The sequence below is a fragment of the Microcoleus sp. EPA2 genome (genome assembly GCA_020882975.1).
Classification (GTDB): Bacteria; Cyanobacteriota; Cyanobacteriia; order Cyanobacteriales; family Microcoleaceae; genus Microcoleus.
In genome coordinates this window covers 63,481-80,919 of record JAHRFD010000007.1, presented here as the reverse complement: position 1 = coordinate 80,919, position 17,439 = coordinate 63,481, and the positions used below count along the sequence as shown (strand labels likewise).

Genomic DNA, 17,439 nt, shown 5'->3' with positions numbered 1-17,439 from the left:
CTGTTGCTAATTTTTGGCTGTGGGTCGATCGACAGTTAGCGGACAAAAACGAAGCGAGCATAAAAGAGCAATGATAATCCCAACCAAATCAGAAAGCAATACCGAGTTAATTGCAATGCTTGGTGAATATGGTGCACTGTGATAGGTTGATTGGGTTCCCCTAACAGGGGTTTGTGTTTAACAACTCCCCGATAGGAATTTGTACCTCCTAGTTGCACTCCCAAGATGGCGGCGTAGGCGCATTCGCTCCAACCGGAATTGGGACTGGCATCTTTTACCGCATCTCTTTGACAAATCCTCCAAATGTACAGAGGTTTTCCTGATATCGCAGCTAATGTCATCACTGTTAATCTGCAAGGAAGCCAAGTCAGGACATCTTCGAGTTTGGCACTAAACCATCCTAAATCTGTGTAGGGTGCTTCTTTGTAGCCCACTGTAGAATCTAATGTACTGGCTGCTTTATAAGCGATCGCCAAGGGGACAATGGCGCTCATTGACATGGAGTAATCCGCGATCGGCAAATCCCTCACACTTAATAATAGATATAGATGTGGGAGAGCGAACCCAACTAAGGCATAAAATAGGGGAGCACTCACCCCATCCACGGCATTCTCTGTTACAGTTTCTAACAATGCTCGCAGAATTTCTGGCTCGGATAAGTTTTCAGTATCCCGACCGACATAAAGACTCAACCGTTCTCGCGCCTTGAGTAAATCTCCTAGATTTAGAGGTGCCAGTACATCCTCGGCAGCAGCCCTCAAACTCCTACCTGCAAAACAGCTTGCGAGTAAAATGGTCTGTAAAGCAATGCCCAAAAGAGGATGCACCCAACTAGCAGCTTGCACCATCAACCAACTGACAGTATAACTGCCTACAATCAACCCGATCGCTAGTATTGTACCCGCAGCGCGAAGCAACAGTTTAGGGCGATCGCTTGGGGGACTATCGCCCAAGTTCGGTTTTGTAGCTGGGGGATTATTCCAGATATTAAAGACCAGTCGAGTATAGCGCTCAATGGCCCAACCCATCGCCTGTACAGGATGTGGCCAACCCCAAGGATCGCCGATGGAGTAATCTAATACAGCAGCTAAAATCAAAACAGACAATTCATCGGGCATCATTTATATATAGACAGTTTTAAGTTCACAGATTGTTTTCGTCCCGCAGTAGGTGCACGTTCTGCTCCCAATTAGCACCATCAAAGGGTACGATCCGAAATTGAGTAACTGCATCGGAGTCGAGACAGCGGACATTGACATCAAATTGATCGGGATGCGATCGGGGGCGATAAAACGCATGAATACCACAAATCCGGCAAAAATTATGTTTGGCAATGCCCGTATTAAACGTATAGGTTGTCAAAACATCTTCGCCGCTTAGCAACGTAAAATGTTCTGGTGGTACAATTAGGTGCAAAAATCCCTTCTTGTGACAGATAGAACAGTTGCAATCAACAGCTTCGTGTTTTTCCACCGCGACTCGGAAGCGGACAGCGCCGCAATGACAGCCACCTTCGTAGATAACAAGTGTGAGATCCATATTTACTGGCAATCTTATTTTGGAATGGATCTTAACATTCTTGGTAGTTAGGGCGTTTTTAATTGCCCAAACCATTGATTTTATTGAATTGTCATGATTCCTGATGCCTTACCATCTAAATGATAAAGCTAGTTTCTTCACCAAGAGCAGCTTGCCAACTTCGGGCATCATAGTATAAGTCTTCCAGAGAAATACTGTACAGCGCCAGCACCAGTTTTTTGTGCAGTTGGTTCCACAAACTGAATGTTACCCAGTCCTCTGGAAGGCAAGCATCAGGAGAATGGCGACGTAAAGGTTCAATAGTTTCCCCTACAGCCTCTAAGATTTGTCCAAGAGAGATTTGAGCGGGTTGGCGGGCTAATTTGTAGCCTCCTTGTGAACCCCGAACTGATTGCACTAAACCGGCTCGTCGCATTTCAATTAGCAATTTTTCGAGATAGGGAGCGGGTAACTCCTGTCGTTTAGCTATCGATTTTACCGATGTCGGCCCGAACCCAGGTTGCAAACTTAGATCCAGTAGAGCTTTGACACTGTAGTGTCCGCGTGCAGTTAACTTCATCGGATTTTAAGATGTGGGGCATATATTCAGCTAGCTGATAGCTGATAGCTTATGCTACAGAGTTTAGAGATTGCTCGCAATCGACAGCTACTCCTCAAGAAAGACTGCACATTGTTAAAAATATTTAGATAATAGTGGTTAACAATCGAGCCAATCGGTGTAATATGGTTTTACGACCAGCTATAAAGCTAAACTTTCTTGGCCAAATCAAAAATCAACCGAGAAAAAAACCGTACACCAGTTGAATATTTCAGGACTCAGTAGATGGTTAAAAAGAAAAGTATCGAACCCCTAGAAGGCGAAGGTCTGATCAAAAAGGTTAAAGACCTAGAGAACCTTACCAAAGAAGAAAAAGCGAGAGCCTGTGGCTACTACACCGTTACCAAAAATGGAGTAGAACGGGTCAACATGATGAAATTCTTGAATGCTCTGATTGATGCAGAGGGCATTCAGCTAGATGGTAAGCAAAACGGCAACGGACGAGGCGGACGCTCGGCTAGCTATCGGATTAGCGTTCAATCTAACGGGAACTTACTGATTGGAGCAGCTTACACCAAACAGATGGAACTCCAGCCAGGAGATGAATTTGAAATCTCTTTGGGACGGAAACACATTCACCTGCGCCAAATCGATCAAGAAGAAGAAGTAGCTTAAGCACTTACTTTTTGATTTGACTTGCTGGGACTGGTTGATTGGAGTTCAAGCAGAGGTTTTGCTCTGAAATATTTCTGTGTGGCTAAATCTGTGAGTCTGGAACAGGATAGCTAGAGATGGCAATGGCTCGACAACAGCCACTGCCACCATTTATCAGATCCGAAATTAGCTATTTTCTCCCTCGCTAGATCCAATTGGAACAGCGAGGTTTTTCCGCGTATACAATCTCGAAGAGGTGGATAAAGTGTAGTAGGGAAACGGGAGTGCCGTGTCCCTAGGGGGAGTAATTGAGGCTCACTTATTAAGCTGGGTTTGCGGCAGTTCGTCTTTGCAAGAGTCGGGCAATTTCAGCTTTTTCGATCAGTCCGACGAGAACACCGTTGCCGCGAATCACAGGGAGTTCTTGGACTTTGAGTTGTTCCAGGAGAGTCACAACTTCTAGGAGGGATTGTTCTGGTTCAACGGTGGCGGAAAATTCGATCGGCTTGAGGAGTTCTTTCACTTGAACAGAAGGCCAGTTACCCGTAGGAATTGTTTTGAGCTCGTCAAGTTCGATCGCACCTACCAATTGTCCCTCATCATCTGTTACCAGATAGCGACGCCAGTTTTGAGGATTACCGATGACGTAGTTATTGGCAAATTCTCTCAGAGATAAGTTTTCTGAGACGATGGGGCTTCCAGGAGTAACAGCATCTGCGGCTGTCAGCCCAGCCAGTTGATTTTGGACTGTGGCAGATTGTGCAGATTGACCAGCATTTTGCAACAAAAACCAACCGATTACTAAATTCCAGATGTTGCCAAATATCCCTGTAGCAATGGCAATCCAACCAATGATTTGACCCACACGGCTAGCAAAAATGACACCTTTGTAAGGGTTCCCTGTAATTTTCCAGACGATCGCTTTGAGGATGTTACCACCATCTAGGGGCAAACCAGGAATCAGGTTAAATAGAGCTAAAGCTAAGTTAATCGAAGCTAAAAGTTGGACGATTGCCGCCGCGGGGCCTGTGAGAGCAGCACCAATCCCGATCGCTGCTAACAAACCAGATAACAATAGACTAACTAACGGGCCTGCGATCGCCACCCAAAAAGCCTCAGCCGGAGTTTTAGATTCTCTTTCCAAACTAGCCAATCCACCAAACAGAAATAGCGATATGGATTTCACGCCAATTCCCTGTTTGATAGCAACCCAACTATGTCCCAATTCATGGGCTAACACCGAAGCAAATAACAGCAATGCTGTGAATAATCCCAGCATCCAGGGCGCTAGAGGGCCCAAGGTAGGAAACAGAGCAGCTAGTGCGCCACCATACTGCCACGTTACTAAGCCCAGGACTAAAAACCAAGATGCGTTGATGTAAAAGGGAATTCCAAACAGGTTGCCGACGCGAAATGTACCATTCATAATGGCTACCTCTGATACTATGGGGCAGAGTTTTTTTCTCTCTGTTTCCTTATAGTAACGAAATGTAACGAGAATGTTAATCTGTCGATGGGCGTGGTATCCGCCTGGGTAGGTTCGGTAAAGAGCGATCGCCCTTGGACAGAGAAAGTGCGATCGCCCTTGACGACTACTCAAACAGGTTTGAGATTAATCAGGTATCTTGCCCAATCTTTCCCTCAATTCATCAGCCGATAACTGCGGCAGTTGCTCTACAAATAGTGCCAATTCTGCTACAGACAATGCCAATAAATTAGTGATGGCGATCGGCAAAAGATCCCCCAATTCATTTGAACTGATTTTCAAGACACTTTCAGCTAATAATTTCACCGCTGATTCTCGCCCTGATACATCGACTGTCAGCATTGATAGTGCCAGTAACAACATGGTAAAATCCGTTGCAGACAACTTTGATATGGGAGCTAGAAAAACCGTCATTTTTGGGTTTAATTCTCCAAACCTGACTTGCAGAAAATTTTCTAAAATTAAGCGCTGTTGTTCTTGTCTACCTCGTTCTAGCCCTTGTTCTAGTCCTCGTTCTAGTCCTCGTTCTAGCCCTCGTTCTAGCCCTCGTTCTAGCCCTTGTTCTAGTCCTTGTTCTCTACCTTTTTGCTGTGCTGCCTCTATTTGTTGCTGAAAAAGTGGTGCAATAGCCATAATTAACTCCCGCTCTTCTGGCTCTAATTCCTGTGGGATATCAGTTACTAAATTTGACTGTAACCGATACAATAATTCTAGCGCTACCATCCGCAACGGAGCCTCCGTTGGTAAAGCACTCAATTGAGCGATCGCCCTTTGCTGCACTTTACCTTTGCCCAAAATCCTCAACCACAAGGTTTCTGGAGTTTCTGGCAACTGGTGAATGGCCACAATGGCACTTCGCAAAGACTCGCCCAAAAAATAAATTCCCTCCATCCAATTCTCTGTATCTGGCTTGGCATTAAAGCTATCCACCAATGCTTTTGATGCTGTGGGCATCAAAATCCACAGTTTGGGTAACTGAGAATCATCAAGGCGAGTATTTTCTCTTCTAGATTGTCGCTCTAATTCACCTCGCACATCCAATAACTTGCCTAGACAGCTACAAATTTCGCTGACGTTGGCCGGATTCCGAAACGGTTCAATAATAGCAGTTGTGCTTGCCATTTTTCCCAACAATCCCAGAGCTTTTAAGTATTCTGGATTTAGGGTGATGGGAGTGAAGTAAACATCAATTTCTCGGACTTCGGAAGTTACATCTCTGCCGATATTGACTGTTCCAATGGGTGACAAAAGTTCTTCCAGGTATTCTTTGGCAAAACGATCGTGAATAAATCGCGTCATAAAAATATAGGATTAAATTTTGAATTATAGCATACTTGACTTAATCACCATCGAATCCATCCCTTCTCCCCCGCTGACTATAGCGCTTCAATTAATCAACTAATTAAGTATGATTAGAAGCTGTTCTCGCCCCTGTTTCGGCCGCCCAGCGCTTCAAATCTTCGATTTGCGATCGCGCCATGGTAGCTAGAGGTACTGTCTCCTCGATCGACTTTAACATATCCTCAGTCGTCAAATCTCGCCGCTGACCGTTGACAAAAGTCCCAAAAGCCCGATACAATCCATCAATTACAACTTGCTCAATTTCTGCACCACTAAAATTCTCAGTCCGCTTAGCCAAAATCCCCAAATCAAACTCTCGCCAAATAGTCGATCGCAACCGCTGTAAATGGACTTGAAAAATATCTTGCCGCTCCAATTCTGAAGGCAAATGCAAACAGAAAATCTCATCAAACCTGCCCTTTCTCAGCAACTGGGCGGGCAAAATCCGCACATTATTTGCAGTTGCGACAATAAACACCGGACTGGTTTTTTCCTGCATCCAAGTAATCAAACTACCCAATACCAGACGGGATGTTCCCGAATCGCCATCGCCGCTAACAATATTGCCAAAGGCATTATCTATTTCATCGATCCACAAAACGCAAGGGGCGATCGCCTCTACCAATTCTATCATCTGTCTGACCCGACTTTCGCTATCCCCGACCCTGCCACCAAACAGCCTGCCAGTATCCAACCGCAACAGTGGCAAACGCCATTCCGAGGCGATTGTTTTGGCTGATAAAGATTTCCCAGTACCTTGAATTCCCACTAACAAAACGCCCTTGGGATTTGGTATGCCATAGCTGCGCGCTTCGTCAGTAAAAGCATCTTGCCGTATCTCGATCCACTGCTTCAATTTTTCCAATCCGCCCACATTTTTGATAGATTCTTTGGAATTAACAAACTCCAAAATTCCCGTTTGGCGAATGGCTTGCTGTTTCTCTTCTAAAACTCCATCAATATCTGACTCATTAATCTCCTGTTTGGCCGCCAACGCTTTAGTTAAAACCCGCCCAATTCTAGCGCGACTCAAACCTTGACAAGCTTTAACTAACTGTTCCCTTCCTAAACCAGTAACTTGCAACTGTTCCGGCTGAGACACTAGGTGAGAAATTAAACGATCGATTTCCTGAACGTTGGGCAAAGGGAAATCAATTACTGTCACTTCTTCCTGCAATTCTTCTGGTAATTCCAGGGCGGGAGAAGTCAGAACAATCGTTTTTTTGCTGCGCTTCAATTCCCGCGTTAAATTGCGTAATTCTCGGACTACCGGCACATTTTTTTCGGTGTAGGGATATTTCAAAATTGGGTGCAAGTCCCGCAACACAAATATGGTATATTCTTCTACAGCAGTTTTGCCAATGCGATCGAGCGCCGCCATCACCGAACCTTTGGCGGAACCATTATCTTCCCAGCCCCGCACGATATCCCAGAACAACACCCGGCGCGCGGGAGTTACTTGCAGTGCTACTTGAGCAATTACTGCTTCCACAGGTTCTTCTTCCGCGCCTACAATATACAGCAGCGAATAGTGGGCGCGAATCATCAAATCTAGTCGTTTTACCAGGGCCTCGAAAGGGTTATGGCGATCGCCCTTAATGGCATCACCTGCTTTTAGTTGGAGGTAATTTTCTGTCATTTTATTTAAGCTCTTAAAGGGTTTAAGTGAGATTAAAAATAAGGTTCCTAGTCGAGATTTTAGTCCTGATAAAATCTTGAAAAAGGACTAAAATCTGGACTAGGAACCTTGAAATTATAACAGAAGAGGAGACTATTGGCTATGGGGCAACTTTGCGAGCTTGTTTCAGCATTTCAATCAGAGTGTGGTGAGCATCTTCAGCATCTTTCAAAGTGCGATCGAAATTGACTCTGACTGGGAAAGTTTCGCCATTGACTTGAGCCGTTAAATCCATGCCAGTTGCATCAATCGCCAGCATCTGAGCTTCGGTTGCATCCGGTTTGTTGCCAAAAGCTTGAGCATAAAGCACTACAGCACTAGCATGATCTTCGTTCATGTGGTTGCAGATGCGATCGCTAATCTCAGTAGAAAACGGTTCTGACATAGGGAAATTCCTCCGATCCAATATAGATAGATTGTACTGCGAATCGTGGTTGACAAGTCACTTCGCAATTTGCTAAGTTAACATCAATAGGATGCTCCCATGAAAAACTGTAGCGTTTATATCGAACTACTACAAGCATTTCCTCCACGACCTATAAATGCTGAGGAGGAATTAATAGCAACTCAAGCAGCGATCGACTCCTTGTTAGATAAAGGCGAACTGACTCCAGACGAACGCGATTACCTCCATGTACTAGGAACCCTGGTTTATGAGTACGAGCAAACTTTAGAACTCATACCTGACATTTACGGAGTAGAACTGTTAAAAGCTTTAATCGAAGAATTTGAACTCAGACAAAAAGACTTAGTTCCTATTTTTAAAACCGAGTCTATTGTCTCAGACATCCTCCGCGAAAAGCGCCAACTTACAACCGAACATATCCAAAAACTTGCAGAGTTTTTCAGCGTCTCCCCGGCTGTCTTCTTTCCGCTGCATCCAGTTAAGAAAACTGCTTGAATTTAAAACCAATTTAATGGGTCGTTGCACATATTCCGATCCCCCTAAATCCCCACCCCCCCCTACCCCCCCCAAGGGGGGAAAAAAGAGGAAAGATCGGATTCTTGTCCCCCCCTTAGTAGGGGCGGTGCCAAGAGTGCCCGCCCTCTTTGTTAGGGGGGATCGTATTCTATGCAGCCTCATAAAAAATTGGTATAAAACCATATTTTTGTTTGTAGTCAGGACTTGAGTCCAGAAACCTGATTTTTACGATAAGACGCATTGTCACCGAGAGATTCTCTAAAAACCCGGTTTATTGAATCGGAATGCGTAAATCCTGAGAATGCTTCCTTTTCATTGCTTTTTAGAGGCGAGACAGTTTATCATAATGAGCAATTAGAGAGAATTTAAACAACCTGCTATACTTATGAGCCAGTGTCTAAACCCTGATTGCCTCAACCAAAACCCATCCGGCACTACAAACTGAAGAAAGACTATTTTGATAAGGAATCGATCGAGAATTTTCCTGGCGATGATTTGCGGACGATCGACCAATTGTGGGTAAAATACAGTCAGGGTCACTTTGGCTTTAGCGTCCAGAAAAAAATCTGGTTGGAAGTAGGCGGTAAAGTTGATTATGACACTGAATGCAAGTTGGGCGATCGTGTGGGTTGGAGAAAGAGGAGAAAGGGGAGGAAAGGTTGGTTGGAGTACGATGACCTGACGTTTAATCTAAAGCAAGCATCACGGGGACACCTCCCGTCGTGTGCGCGTGTGTTTGCGTTGGGGGGAGAAGGATTCGGTTGGGTTGTTGGGGTGTTGGGGTGGTTTGGGTTGGTTGTGTGGTTCTCTCTTCTCTCGCATCAAGAGCTGTAAGCTGTAATTTATAGCAATTTCAGCCCCTTTTTAAGTATTTATTCTAGAACCTTTTTCTACGAAGTTATCGGCTTTTGGTCATTTCAATACCTGCTACGCGGGGGTTTACTCTTCAAACAACAGACTCGCGAAATTCGGGTGATAGCAATTGGCCAACACAAACTGTTTGGGGCTCAGAAACCGGGTTTTTTACGAAATATTTGGTTGTAGCCAGCAGATTCGGTAAAAACCCGGTTTCTTTGGTCAGTGCGTCAATCCTAATCTACTCTAAAGTCGAGACTAAATGATGCGTTATGCCATTGTCATTGAAAAAACACCCAATAACTATTCAGCTTATGCACCAGATTTACCCGGATGTGCAGCTACAGGCGCTACCCTTGCGGAAGTACAGCAGCAAATTAAAGAAGCGATCGAATTTCACTTAGAAGGATTGCGAGAGGACGGTTTACCCATTCCCGAACCAACTACTCTCTGTGAGTATGTAGAAGCACGGTAGTAGAGCAAAATATTTCATAAATTAAGTCGGCAAAATTCAAGGATAATAAATTTATGCTATACTCAAACTCTAATTTTTAACCCCAGATTCACCTAGGCCAACTTTAACCGATGTTGGCACTTTGATTACCCGCGATCCGCAAAGCTAGGGAAATAAACCTAAACGAATCCATAATTGTCGCGCTATTAACTGTGCTTGAGAATTCATTCCCAAAGCTGTAACTGTTACTCTACCTACTGGTGTCATTCCTGCGATCGCACCTGACTCAGCTTGCACTTGAAAATTCTCTTCCCACCTATTTTCTCTTGGGTGAAACAGCGAAACTTCTGTATTAGATGTAGAATCAATTCCGCTTGTATTAGTTCCTTTCCGCAGATTGCAAGAGCGACAAGCTAATGCTAAGTTTGAAATCTCATTATTACCGCCTCGATAAAGTGGAACAATATGTTCAATCTCGAAAGGAAAGTTAAATACGATTTCAGGTGCGCGGCAATATTCGCAACGATGAGCAGCACGATCTGCTACTAAATTGTAGTTAGGATTCATCAGATCGATTGTTGTAGGAGAACTTCTGTCCGAATAGTAGCAGCTTGAAGTTCAGTTTCGACAAGACTTTCTAATTCCGCTTGTTGTTGGGGAGAAAGAGTTTGTCCTCGATCGCGCGCTGTACGCCACAAATTCATTAATTCTGATAATTTTTTTTGTTGCTGTATAGTAAATAATTCATCAGGATTAAACCTTTGAATGACTATTAATGCGCTGAAGTCCGTTTCGCCTAACAAAGAAGTCAAAGCATCTAAAGCTTGACCCGCAGTTTGACCGACAGATTGCCGATCGCCCGCAATAGCGCGATAGGATTTCTCACCGTTGGTATTAAGTACAGGCAGGATAGCTACCGTAGTCATATCTGAGTGAAAGTTAGTTACTAATTTAGTATAACCTGATTCCCTACAATTATAGCTATAGCAATCCTAAATGATTCAGGTAAATTTGTAGGGGTAGTGCCCCCGTGCCTACCCCCTATCTATCGGGCAACCACGGGGCCAAGAGCCCCTACAAGAATTATGCAAATGATTTAGGATTGCTATAAGTTTATCGCTCGTAGATCGATCGCCCGCTCTCAAGGATTTGCAATTGCAGTTAAAAGCGCCTAAAATTAGTTAGATAAATGCTATTGAAATCCATTTTTTTTTACGTTCATCATCACCAGGATTAAAAGACACTATTACATCACCTCGTTTTCAGGAAAAATGGTGGCCACATACTGCAAAGAAAATGTCGTCACATCGAGTTTATCTTCTTCAGTCCAAGTCTCGCTTTCATCGACAACCGACAGATTTTGCTGCACCAAATCGTTGAGAATAAGAGTTGCCAAGCGCAGTCTATTCGTTGGCGAAAGGGTAGACAGAACGCGATCGTAAACTTCTCGAACATTAGTTAACATAGCAAATTTTTCTGCTTCTTATGTTGTGGAAAATTTAGGAAAGGTTGATTTGATTATAGCTCAAAAATAGATTTTATACCAATTTTTTATGAGGCTGCATAGAATCCGATCCCCCCTAACAAAGAGGGCGGGCACGGGGGCACCGCCCCTACTAAGGGGGGACAAGATTCCGATTTTTCGTCCCCCTTCCCCCCTTGGGGGGGTGGGGATGCGAGGCAGGGCTGTTTCATTCTCTTGTAGGGGCGGTGCCAAGAGTGCCCGCCCCAATCTCACCAAACACATACAAAATCGTGGACGAAGAGGGTAGGCACTCTTGGCACTACCCCTACAAAATCATCGTTTTCCTGAGAATGAAACAGCCCTGGGATGCGAGGGGGATCGAGATATATGCAACGACTCATTAAATTGGTATTAGATACCCTGAGTTCTTTAAAAAGTCAGGGTATCCGAGTATTCTATTCTACAAACTACACACCCTAACTAAAAGAGCGATCGTCAAAGGGCAATTCATCAAACAGCGACTCAATATCATTCTGTTCCGCAGCCTCAGACTTAGCCACTGGCGAATTAGTACGAGATGCGGGAGACTTCACCGCAGGCGCTTTTGCTACTGGTAAATTCGCCGCAGGTTCCAACACAGAAGACTCAGATTTGGGTAACTTAACTACAGGTAATTCCCCACCATTTTGACCATTTTTGCTAGTTTGATTCCACATCATCATCCCCAACAAACCATCAACCAAACCGCCGCCGCTACCATTACCGCTTACCGCCACATCCGGTACAACTCGTACATGGCGATCGCCTATAATTTGCATTAACTGCAAAGCTGTATAACCGGAATTACCCAAAGCTATCACACCAGCGCGATAAGCCTCAGCTTGAGCATTTCCCCTCACCCGAATCGACTCAGCTTCACCTTGAGCTTGTTTCACCTGAGAAGTCGCTTTCAACTCCGAAATCTTCACACCTTGTTCCGATTTTACCATCTCTTGCTGAATCTCAGCCAGCGCCGTTTCCCGCACCAATTGTTGCCGCTGAGTTTGCGCCAATTGCTGCACCTCATAAGTCTTACATTGTTCTTCCGCAATTTTGCGATCCGTTTGAGTTTGCATCAACTCTCCCGGTGGCAAAATATCCCCGATCAAAGTATCAATTGCTTGCACATCATAGGTACGCAAAGCTGCTTTAATATACTCGGCGGCTTCCGCTTGTCTGCCACTTCTTGCCGAGAGAAAATCTAACACAGAATAAGCTTGAGCCGAATTGCGGAAATAATTGCCAATTGTCGGCTGCAAAACGTGGTCAACTAAATTCTGCATTGAACCGACACGAGAGATGACTTTCGGAGCATCCAAGGCTCCCACATGAATAATCTGAGCTACTTCTAAATCAAAGGCAAAACCATCTTGAGAACGTACAGTTAAAGATGAAAGTTGAGAGTCGTAACTGTGTCTTTCTGTTTTGCTAGACCAATTCAAAACAATATTTGTAGTCGGTACTAATTCTACCTTCAAAATGCGCGTATTTAGCGGATGTTTGCCAGGATAAAGTGGAGTTATCCACACGCCTTTGTTGCCAACTTCCACCAAATTGCCGTGGGTGAAAGCAGCACCACTGATATCTTCTGAGGTTTTACCGACATAGGAAATAACTGCGCCCACATAGCCGATCGGGATTTCAGTCATTGCCACTTGTTCCACCCCGACAAACCAAGGATTTAAGTTCCACGAACCCGATAGTAAAACCTGCTCCTGCAAGCCGCGCCTTCCTCCACCAATGATGAACTTCTGTGCATTTTGGAAATTATCATGATTCGGAATAATCGGGCCAGCAATTTCGCCATCTTGAATAGGAACACCGTCATAAGTGGTCACAATTCCCACTTTATCGGGAGCAATTTTGTACAGTTTTAACTGTTCTGCTGTCATTCCATGTTTCTGTGCATTAGCTGCGGTAATTATAGTAAATAATGCTGTATTAATTCGATAGCTACCTCCGGTTAAAATTCCTAGTTGTCTACCTTTTTCGCCACCGCTCTTGAGGAATTTTCGAGCATCTTGAAAATTGTCGCATTCGGTGATTTTACCAAGGATGCGCTGGGAGGGAATAGACTGACCACCTGCTGCGATAATTAAGGCAATTTCACCTTGGGGAACTACTGTTAAAGATTCTTTACGAACATTGTATTGCAAAGGCCAATAACCCCAGTGCCAACCGGGAGGTAAAGTATCAGCTTGATATCCCGCTTCTCCGTTTAGGGCAATTAAATCTCCGGGTGGTAAAGCTTTGCCACCGAAGCTAAACTTTTTACTGACAATGCCTACTTCGCGATCGCCAATTACTACCAATCCACCAAAAAATAATGGTATGCAAAGAACGATCGCACCACCTACGACAATTGGTACAATTGAGCCGAATAAGTCCATCTGTGTTGTCTGCACAGCGATAGTAGTTTGAAGTTGCTGTTTCGATAGTAACCCAGGTTTAGCTACTAGCTGCGTCGAAATTTGACTGGTAGGGGGGATATCGCTAGCAGCTAATACGGGCGATGTTTTTAAACTGCTTGTTGCGCCCAAAGCTATAGCAGCCGAAACAGCCACTGCTAATTGTTTGAAAACAGGAACTTTTATTTTTGACTTGGGTTTAAATAAATCAAGCATTTGTTTAATATGGGCTAGATTGTCCTATTGGTTCAAGCTTAGCCTCGATCGCAAAGTTTGACCCAAAACTTAAGCATCTGTGTTTGGCAAATATATTTGTAGGGGCTTTCGCATGACCCCTGTAAATCTCTGTTTATTACTAATAAATTGTCTGCGGTCATGCGAAAGCCTATGCAAAATCGGGATGCTCCCTAGGATTTGACGAGTTTTGAGATTTCAAAAATATTATTTATTTTCAATAAGTCACTTTTATTGAAAATCAGACGGAATCATTTATCTCTTGAAAGTCATGTATTGAAAGGGTTTCAGCCTCTGAAAGCCACCTAGTGATGCACTCAATACTGCTGCCTCAGAGAAAGTGCTAAGACAAAAACTCACAGCAACCCTCATAAATTTCGAGGGACGATCCCAATAAATTAATAAGACACACAGCACGCTCTCCCAACCACTATGCTCAAGCTATTCCCAAAGTCGATCGCTCCCTCACAAACATCTGGGCCCTGGTACAGGCGATCGACCTTTCAACAGAAAACAAGTGCATCCATCCTAGGACTCATCCAATCAGTCAGAGAAAAAACACTAGGATAAATCTTTAAGTCGCTTAAACTAAACTGGAGAAAGACTCAAACCGGCAAAAATTCCCTCCCCTGCGTCAGACTTAAAATCTTTCTTTATTGTGATTGGAGAATCGACCAAAATGACCACTTACTCTCATCGAGAAACCATTCCCATATTACCAGATCGTCCAAATAATACCGAGGTTTTTTCTACCTATCTCATGCTCGATACCCAAAACTGTCCCCCACTGATTAAGTGGCAGAATATTCCGGCTCTCAAACGCAATTTTGAGTTATACCAAAAACACAACCCGACATTTAGACAGTTGTTATCTCAGCCAAATATCATCCAAAGTCTCTCAATGTTTTGGCGGAATATAATAATTACTTCAGCGCCTATACTTGAAGATTGGGAACCCAAAAACAGCAGAAGATTAGCCTTAGAGCATTTAGCTAGTTTATTTGAAAAAAACTGCTATTATGCCAGCAAAAAAGTATGGCTAAATGCACAAGACCGCTCTTGGGAGGAATATCTATCTTCAGCTCGGGTTTTTGTTTACAGTTCAGATAATCTGGTCAAAGTGTTAAATTCTTATGACGAAGCTCAGGCTACTCTAGATACATACATTCAACAAACCTTAATTAAGGAGATTAAAAACCAACACCAAATATGTAAATTTTCCCGGTGGCGACTGGTAGTTAAAAAAAGTGATAAAGAGCTGCGGGAAGCACTGCAAAGAGCCGGATATCAGGAACCTTACATTTCTCAATGTATCTTTGCACGCAAATACTTTCAACAAGTTTATCGCTTTAACAAAGTTCAGAATCCCGCCCTGAGAAGATTGGGGGATAAATGGCTGGAGCCTGACATGGAAGACTTTCAAGCTGCCACAGAATGTTATAATGCAGAAAAGTCTCTCTCTTGTGCTCCCCATGAAGTTTCCGCAGGCTCAAGTATTAGCAGAGAGCAAATGCAAGCTTGGATGGAAACCTCCATTGAGGCCTTAAAAAAATACGATCGAGTTATTATTTCTAGCCCTGAAAATATTCAGAATGTATCCCCAATAACTCAGCCACAAGACAGTAACCAATTATGGGATGCCTTAGAGTCAGAAATAATTAGTCTGGAAGCTGAAGAATCTGATTCAGAAGCCAATCCCCTATTGAATCAAACTAAACTGGATTTCCATGAAGAACTCGATCGCCTCAAACCCGCTCAACACAAAATTCTCCTGCTTTATTATGGTGTCGGCTTGAAGCAAAAGCAACTGGAAACTCAATTAGGAACGAGCCAGTCCGCTATTTCTCGTCGTCTCAATACTATTAAGAAGCAACTCTTAAGAACCTTGATTAACAAATCACAACCCCAGGCATGGGTAAAAAATTATGTAATTGAATGGTTACATAAAGATTTCCGCGCCCCCCGGCACTCAGATTTAATTGAAGCAGCCTTAGTACAAGCAACAAAAGAACTGAGACGGGAAGCTCAAAATATTTTGTTTAGGCGCTACGGTCAACAGCTTAATGAACAGCAAATTGCCAGTCAATTGGGTCTTAGTTTATTAGATGTGAAGACCATAATTTCTGAATCTCAAGACAAGTTACAAGCCTATTTAATCAAGGAACTACCTCATTGGGAAAAAGAGTATGTAGAAGAGTGGCTCAAGAGTTTTTATTACTCTAAAATTTGCCTAGCTCATGAGCATCTAAATCTATCTTTAGATATCATCTATGACGGCGAAACAATTGATAAAATTGTAGCAGAATCCTTGAAAACTTTAATCGCTTATAAAAAAGGGGAATAAACCAATGTTTGATTTAACCAAATTACAATCAGTTGATTATAGTAATTCTTGCCTCGTGCGGTTGACAATTGACCCAGCAGATATAGAGACTGCATGGCACGAAGCTCAAGAACATTCTAATCCACTTTCTCGTTACAATGCTTATCTAAATAGTGTTTGTTTAAAGCCTTTTTTGAACTGGATTTCAGAAGTGTGGGCAGAGGAAGATTTGCCTCCAATTTATGTTGGTAAACGTCAGGATATTGCTAGTCTTTGGGAAGTTGTTAATGGCACTGCTATCGAAATTGGCGAAACTAGATTAGTGTTAATTCCTAGCGATGAGGGAGATTTGGAGGAATTTTGCGTGCCGCAGGAATGGGTTGATATTCCTAATTGGAATGCTGATTATTACCTGGCGGTGCAGATGAATTTGGATGGGGATGATGGGGAGTGCTGGATGGAAGTTTTGGGGTTTGCTACGCACCGCCAACTTAAGCATGAAGGTAAGTATAATGCCGCCGATCGCACTTATGTTTTACCCATACAGGAATTAACTAAATCTCTCGTTGTCATGGACATAACTCTAGGGTTGAATTTGCAAGCAGAAGTCTCACCCTTGCCAATTTTATCCAAGGTGGAATCGACTCAATTATTACATACTTTGGGTAATTCTGCGGTGTATTCTCCCCGGTTGCTAGTTCCATTTGGGGAATGGGCATCTTTCTTGGCTAATGATGAATGCAGACAACAACTATATAATCTGCGTTTAGGAATTATTCAGGAACCACTGGTGGTGGAAAGTCAATCACGTTTAGTTGAGTGGGCCAAGACTTATATTCAAGCTGGCTGGGAGACGATTGATGACATAATTGAGAGGTTGGGACTGTTAGATTCTGGCTTAATGTATGCGATGGAAGGTGAAGGTTATCGTTATGGTGATTCTAGCAGCCCTAAGGGAATTCCGACATTGCTTGATTTATTGCGCGATCGCCGCCATAAAAGCAATCAATTGCGGGCTGCGGAATTATTAGGTTGCGTTGAGCCTGGAAATCAGGAGGCAATTTCCGCACTGACACACTTGCGGGAAACTACCGAAAATGATGCCTTGAAGCGCCAAGCAGCAGTCAGTTTGGGAAAACTTGACCCCAAAAATGCCGCTGCGGGGGTGAGAATTGGTAAGATGATTGAATTAAAAATGGAGCTCGATAGCGATCGCGTAGTGCTAGAAATCACTCTGTTACCTGAAGGAAGTGATAAAACCAATATTTTCTTGCGGGTATTACCAGTGCGATCGAAAACTCTACCACAAAATCTCGAACTAATTATCCTAGATGAAGATGGCGAAGTTTTTTGGGAAGAAAAAGCACACCATTTTACCAATAGGCTAATGTATGAATTCAGAGGTGCGATCGGCGATAATTTCCAGGTAAAACTGGCTTGTGGCGAAGTTAGCATCACAGAAGATTTTACCATTTAACTAAATTAGGATCGGGAGGTCAAAAG

General features: G+C 43.5%; 17 protein-coding genes. 6 read left to right on the top strand and 11 right to left on the bottom strand.

Annotated features, from left to right (window positions below):
- Positions 1–35: 35 nt before the first annotated feature.
- The 3 genes from cbiB to AAFP14_RS09120 form a co-directional block, all read right to left on the bottom strand.
- On the bottom strand, positions 36–1,121 hold the full coding sequence (gene cbiB, locus AAFP14_RS09130) for an adenosylcobinamide-phosphate synthase CbiB (protein WP_341731958.1): 1,086 nt from the start codon (positions 1,119–1,121) through the stop codon (positions 36–38).
- A gap of 22 nt (positions 1,122–1,143) precedes the next feature.
- Positions 1,144–1,539 carry a GFA family protein gene (locus tag AAFP14_RS09125; protein ID WP_341731957.1) on the bottom strand — a complete coding sequence of 132 codons (396 nt, stop codon included), beginning with the start codon at positions 1,537–1,539 and terminating at the stop codon, positions 1,144–1,146.
- A gap of 115 nt (positions 1,540–1,654) precedes the next feature.
- The gene (locus AAFP14_RS09120) at positions 1,655–2,098 is read right to left on the bottom strand and encodes an Rrf2 family transcriptional regulator (protein ID WP_341731956.1); all 444 of its coding nucleotides are present in this window, start codon (positions 2,096–2,098) and stop codon (positions 1,655–1,657) included.
- Positions 2,099–2,362: 264 nt separating this feature from the next.
- On the opposite strand from AAFP14_RS09120, the gene AAFP14_RS09115 reads away from it, so the two are divergent.
- The gene (locus AAFP14_RS09115) at positions 2,363–2,752 is read left to right on the top strand and encodes an AbrB family transcriptional regulator (RefSeq protein WP_096832251.1); all 390 of its coding nucleotides are present in this window, start codon (positions 2,363–2,365) and stop codon (positions 2,750–2,752) included.
- Positions 2,753–3,053: 301 nt separating this feature from the next.
- Here the strand turns inward: AAFP14_RS09115 and AAFP14_RS09110 are convergent, their stop codons facing one another.
- The 4 genes from AAFP14_RS09110 to AAFP14_RS09095 form a co-directional block, all read right to left on the bottom strand.
- Positions 3,054–4,157: a site-2 protease family protein gene (locus tag AAFP14_RS09110; RefSeq protein ID WP_341732042.1), complete on the bottom strand. Its 1,104-nt coding sequence runs from the start codon at positions 4,155–4,157 to the stop codon at positions 3,054–3,056.
- A 186-nt stretch (positions 4,158–4,343) separates the two neighbouring features.
- The gene (locus AAFP14_RS09105) at positions 4,344–5,516 is read right to left on the bottom strand and encodes a FliH/SctL family protein (RefSeq protein WP_341731955.1); all 1,173 of its coding nucleotides are present in this window, start codon (positions 5,514–5,516) and stop codon (positions 4,344–4,346) included.
- 103 nt (positions 5,517–5,619) lie between these two features.
- Positions 5,620–7,197: an AAA family ATPase gene (locus tag AAFP14_RS09100; protein ID WP_341731954.1), complete on the bottom strand. Its 1,578-nt coding sequence runs from the start codon at positions 7,195–7,197 to the stop codon at positions 5,620–5,622.
- Positions 7,198–7,336: 139 nt separating this feature from the next.
- Positions 7,337–7,621 (bottom strand): DUF2470 domain-containing protein, encoded by a 285-nt coding sequence (locus AAFP14_RS09095; protein ID WP_341731953.1) that lies wholly within the window; start codon positions 7,619–7,621, stop codon positions 7,337–7,339.
- Between the two features lie 99 nt (positions 7,622–7,720).
- On the opposite strand from AAFP14_RS09095, the gene AAFP14_RS09090 reads away from it, so the two are divergent.
- From AAFP14_RS09090 to AAFP14_RS09080, 3 genes are all read left to right on the top strand, one after another.
- Entirely contained in the window at positions 7,721–8,137 is a 417-nt protein-coding gene (locus tag AAFP14_RS09090; RefSeq protein WP_341731952.1) for a helix-turn-helix domain-containing protein, read from the top strand.
- Between the two features lie 429 nt (positions 8,138–8,566).
- Positions 8,567–8,992, top strand: a complete 426-nt coding sequence (locus tag AAFP14_RS09085) for a GUN4 domain-containing protein (RefSeq protein ID WP_341731951.1) — start codon at positions 8,567–8,569, stop codon at positions 8,990–8,992.
- A 283-nt stretch (positions 8,993–9,275) separates the two neighbouring features.
- Entirely contained in the window at positions 9,276–9,488 is a 213-nt protein-coding gene (locus AAFP14_RS09080) for a type II toxin-antitoxin system HicB family antitoxin (protein WP_472851035.1), read from the top strand.
- Between the two features lie 144 nt (positions 9,489–9,632).
- On the opposite strand, the gene AAFP14_RS09075 is transcribed toward AAFP14_RS09080, so the two are convergent.
- The 4 genes from AAFP14_RS09075 to AAFP14_RS09060 form a co-directional block, all read right to left on the bottom strand.
- On the bottom strand, positions 9,633–10,034 hold the full coding sequence (locus AAFP14_RS09075; RefSeq protein WP_341731950.1) for an HNH endonuclease: 402 nt from the start codon (positions 10,032–10,034) through the stop codon (positions 9,633–9,635).
- Entirely contained in the window at positions 10,034–10,393 is a 360-nt protein-coding gene (locus tag AAFP14_RS09070; protein WP_341731949.1) for a hypothetical protein, read from the bottom strand. Before AAFP14_RS09070 ends, AAFP14_RS09075 begins: the two co-directional genes overlap by 1 nt.
- A 320-nt stretch (positions 10,394–10,713) precedes the next feature.
- Positions 10,714–10,932 (bottom strand): hypothetical protein, encoded by a 219-nt coding sequence (locus tag AAFP14_RS09065; RefSeq protein WP_341731948.1) that lies wholly within the window; start codon positions 10,930–10,932, stop codon positions 10,714–10,716.
- Positions 10,933–11,408: 476 nt separating this feature from the next.
- A complete protein-coding gene (locus AAFP14_RS09060) occupies positions 11,409–13,595 on the bottom strand; it encodes an SPFH domain-containing protein (RefSeq protein WP_341731947.1) in 2,187 nt (728 codons plus the stop codon).
- A 697-nt stretch (positions 13,596–14,292) separates the two neighbouring features.
- Here AAFP14_RS09060 and AAFP14_RS09055 point away from each other — a divergent pair.
- Positions 14,293–15,957, top strand: a complete 1,665-nt coding sequence (locus AAFP14_RS09055; protein ID WP_341731946.1) for a sigma-70 RNA polymerase sigma factor region 4 domain-containing protein — start codon at positions 14,293–14,295, stop codon at positions 15,955–15,957.
- 4 nt (positions 15,958–15,961) lie between these two features.
- Positions 15,962–17,413 (top strand): DUF1822 family protein, encoded by a 1,452-nt coding sequence (locus tag AAFP14_RS09050; protein ID WP_341731945.1) that lies wholly within the window; start codon positions 15,962–15,964, stop codon positions 17,411–17,413.
- Positions 17,414–17,439: the final 26 nt, after the last annotated feature.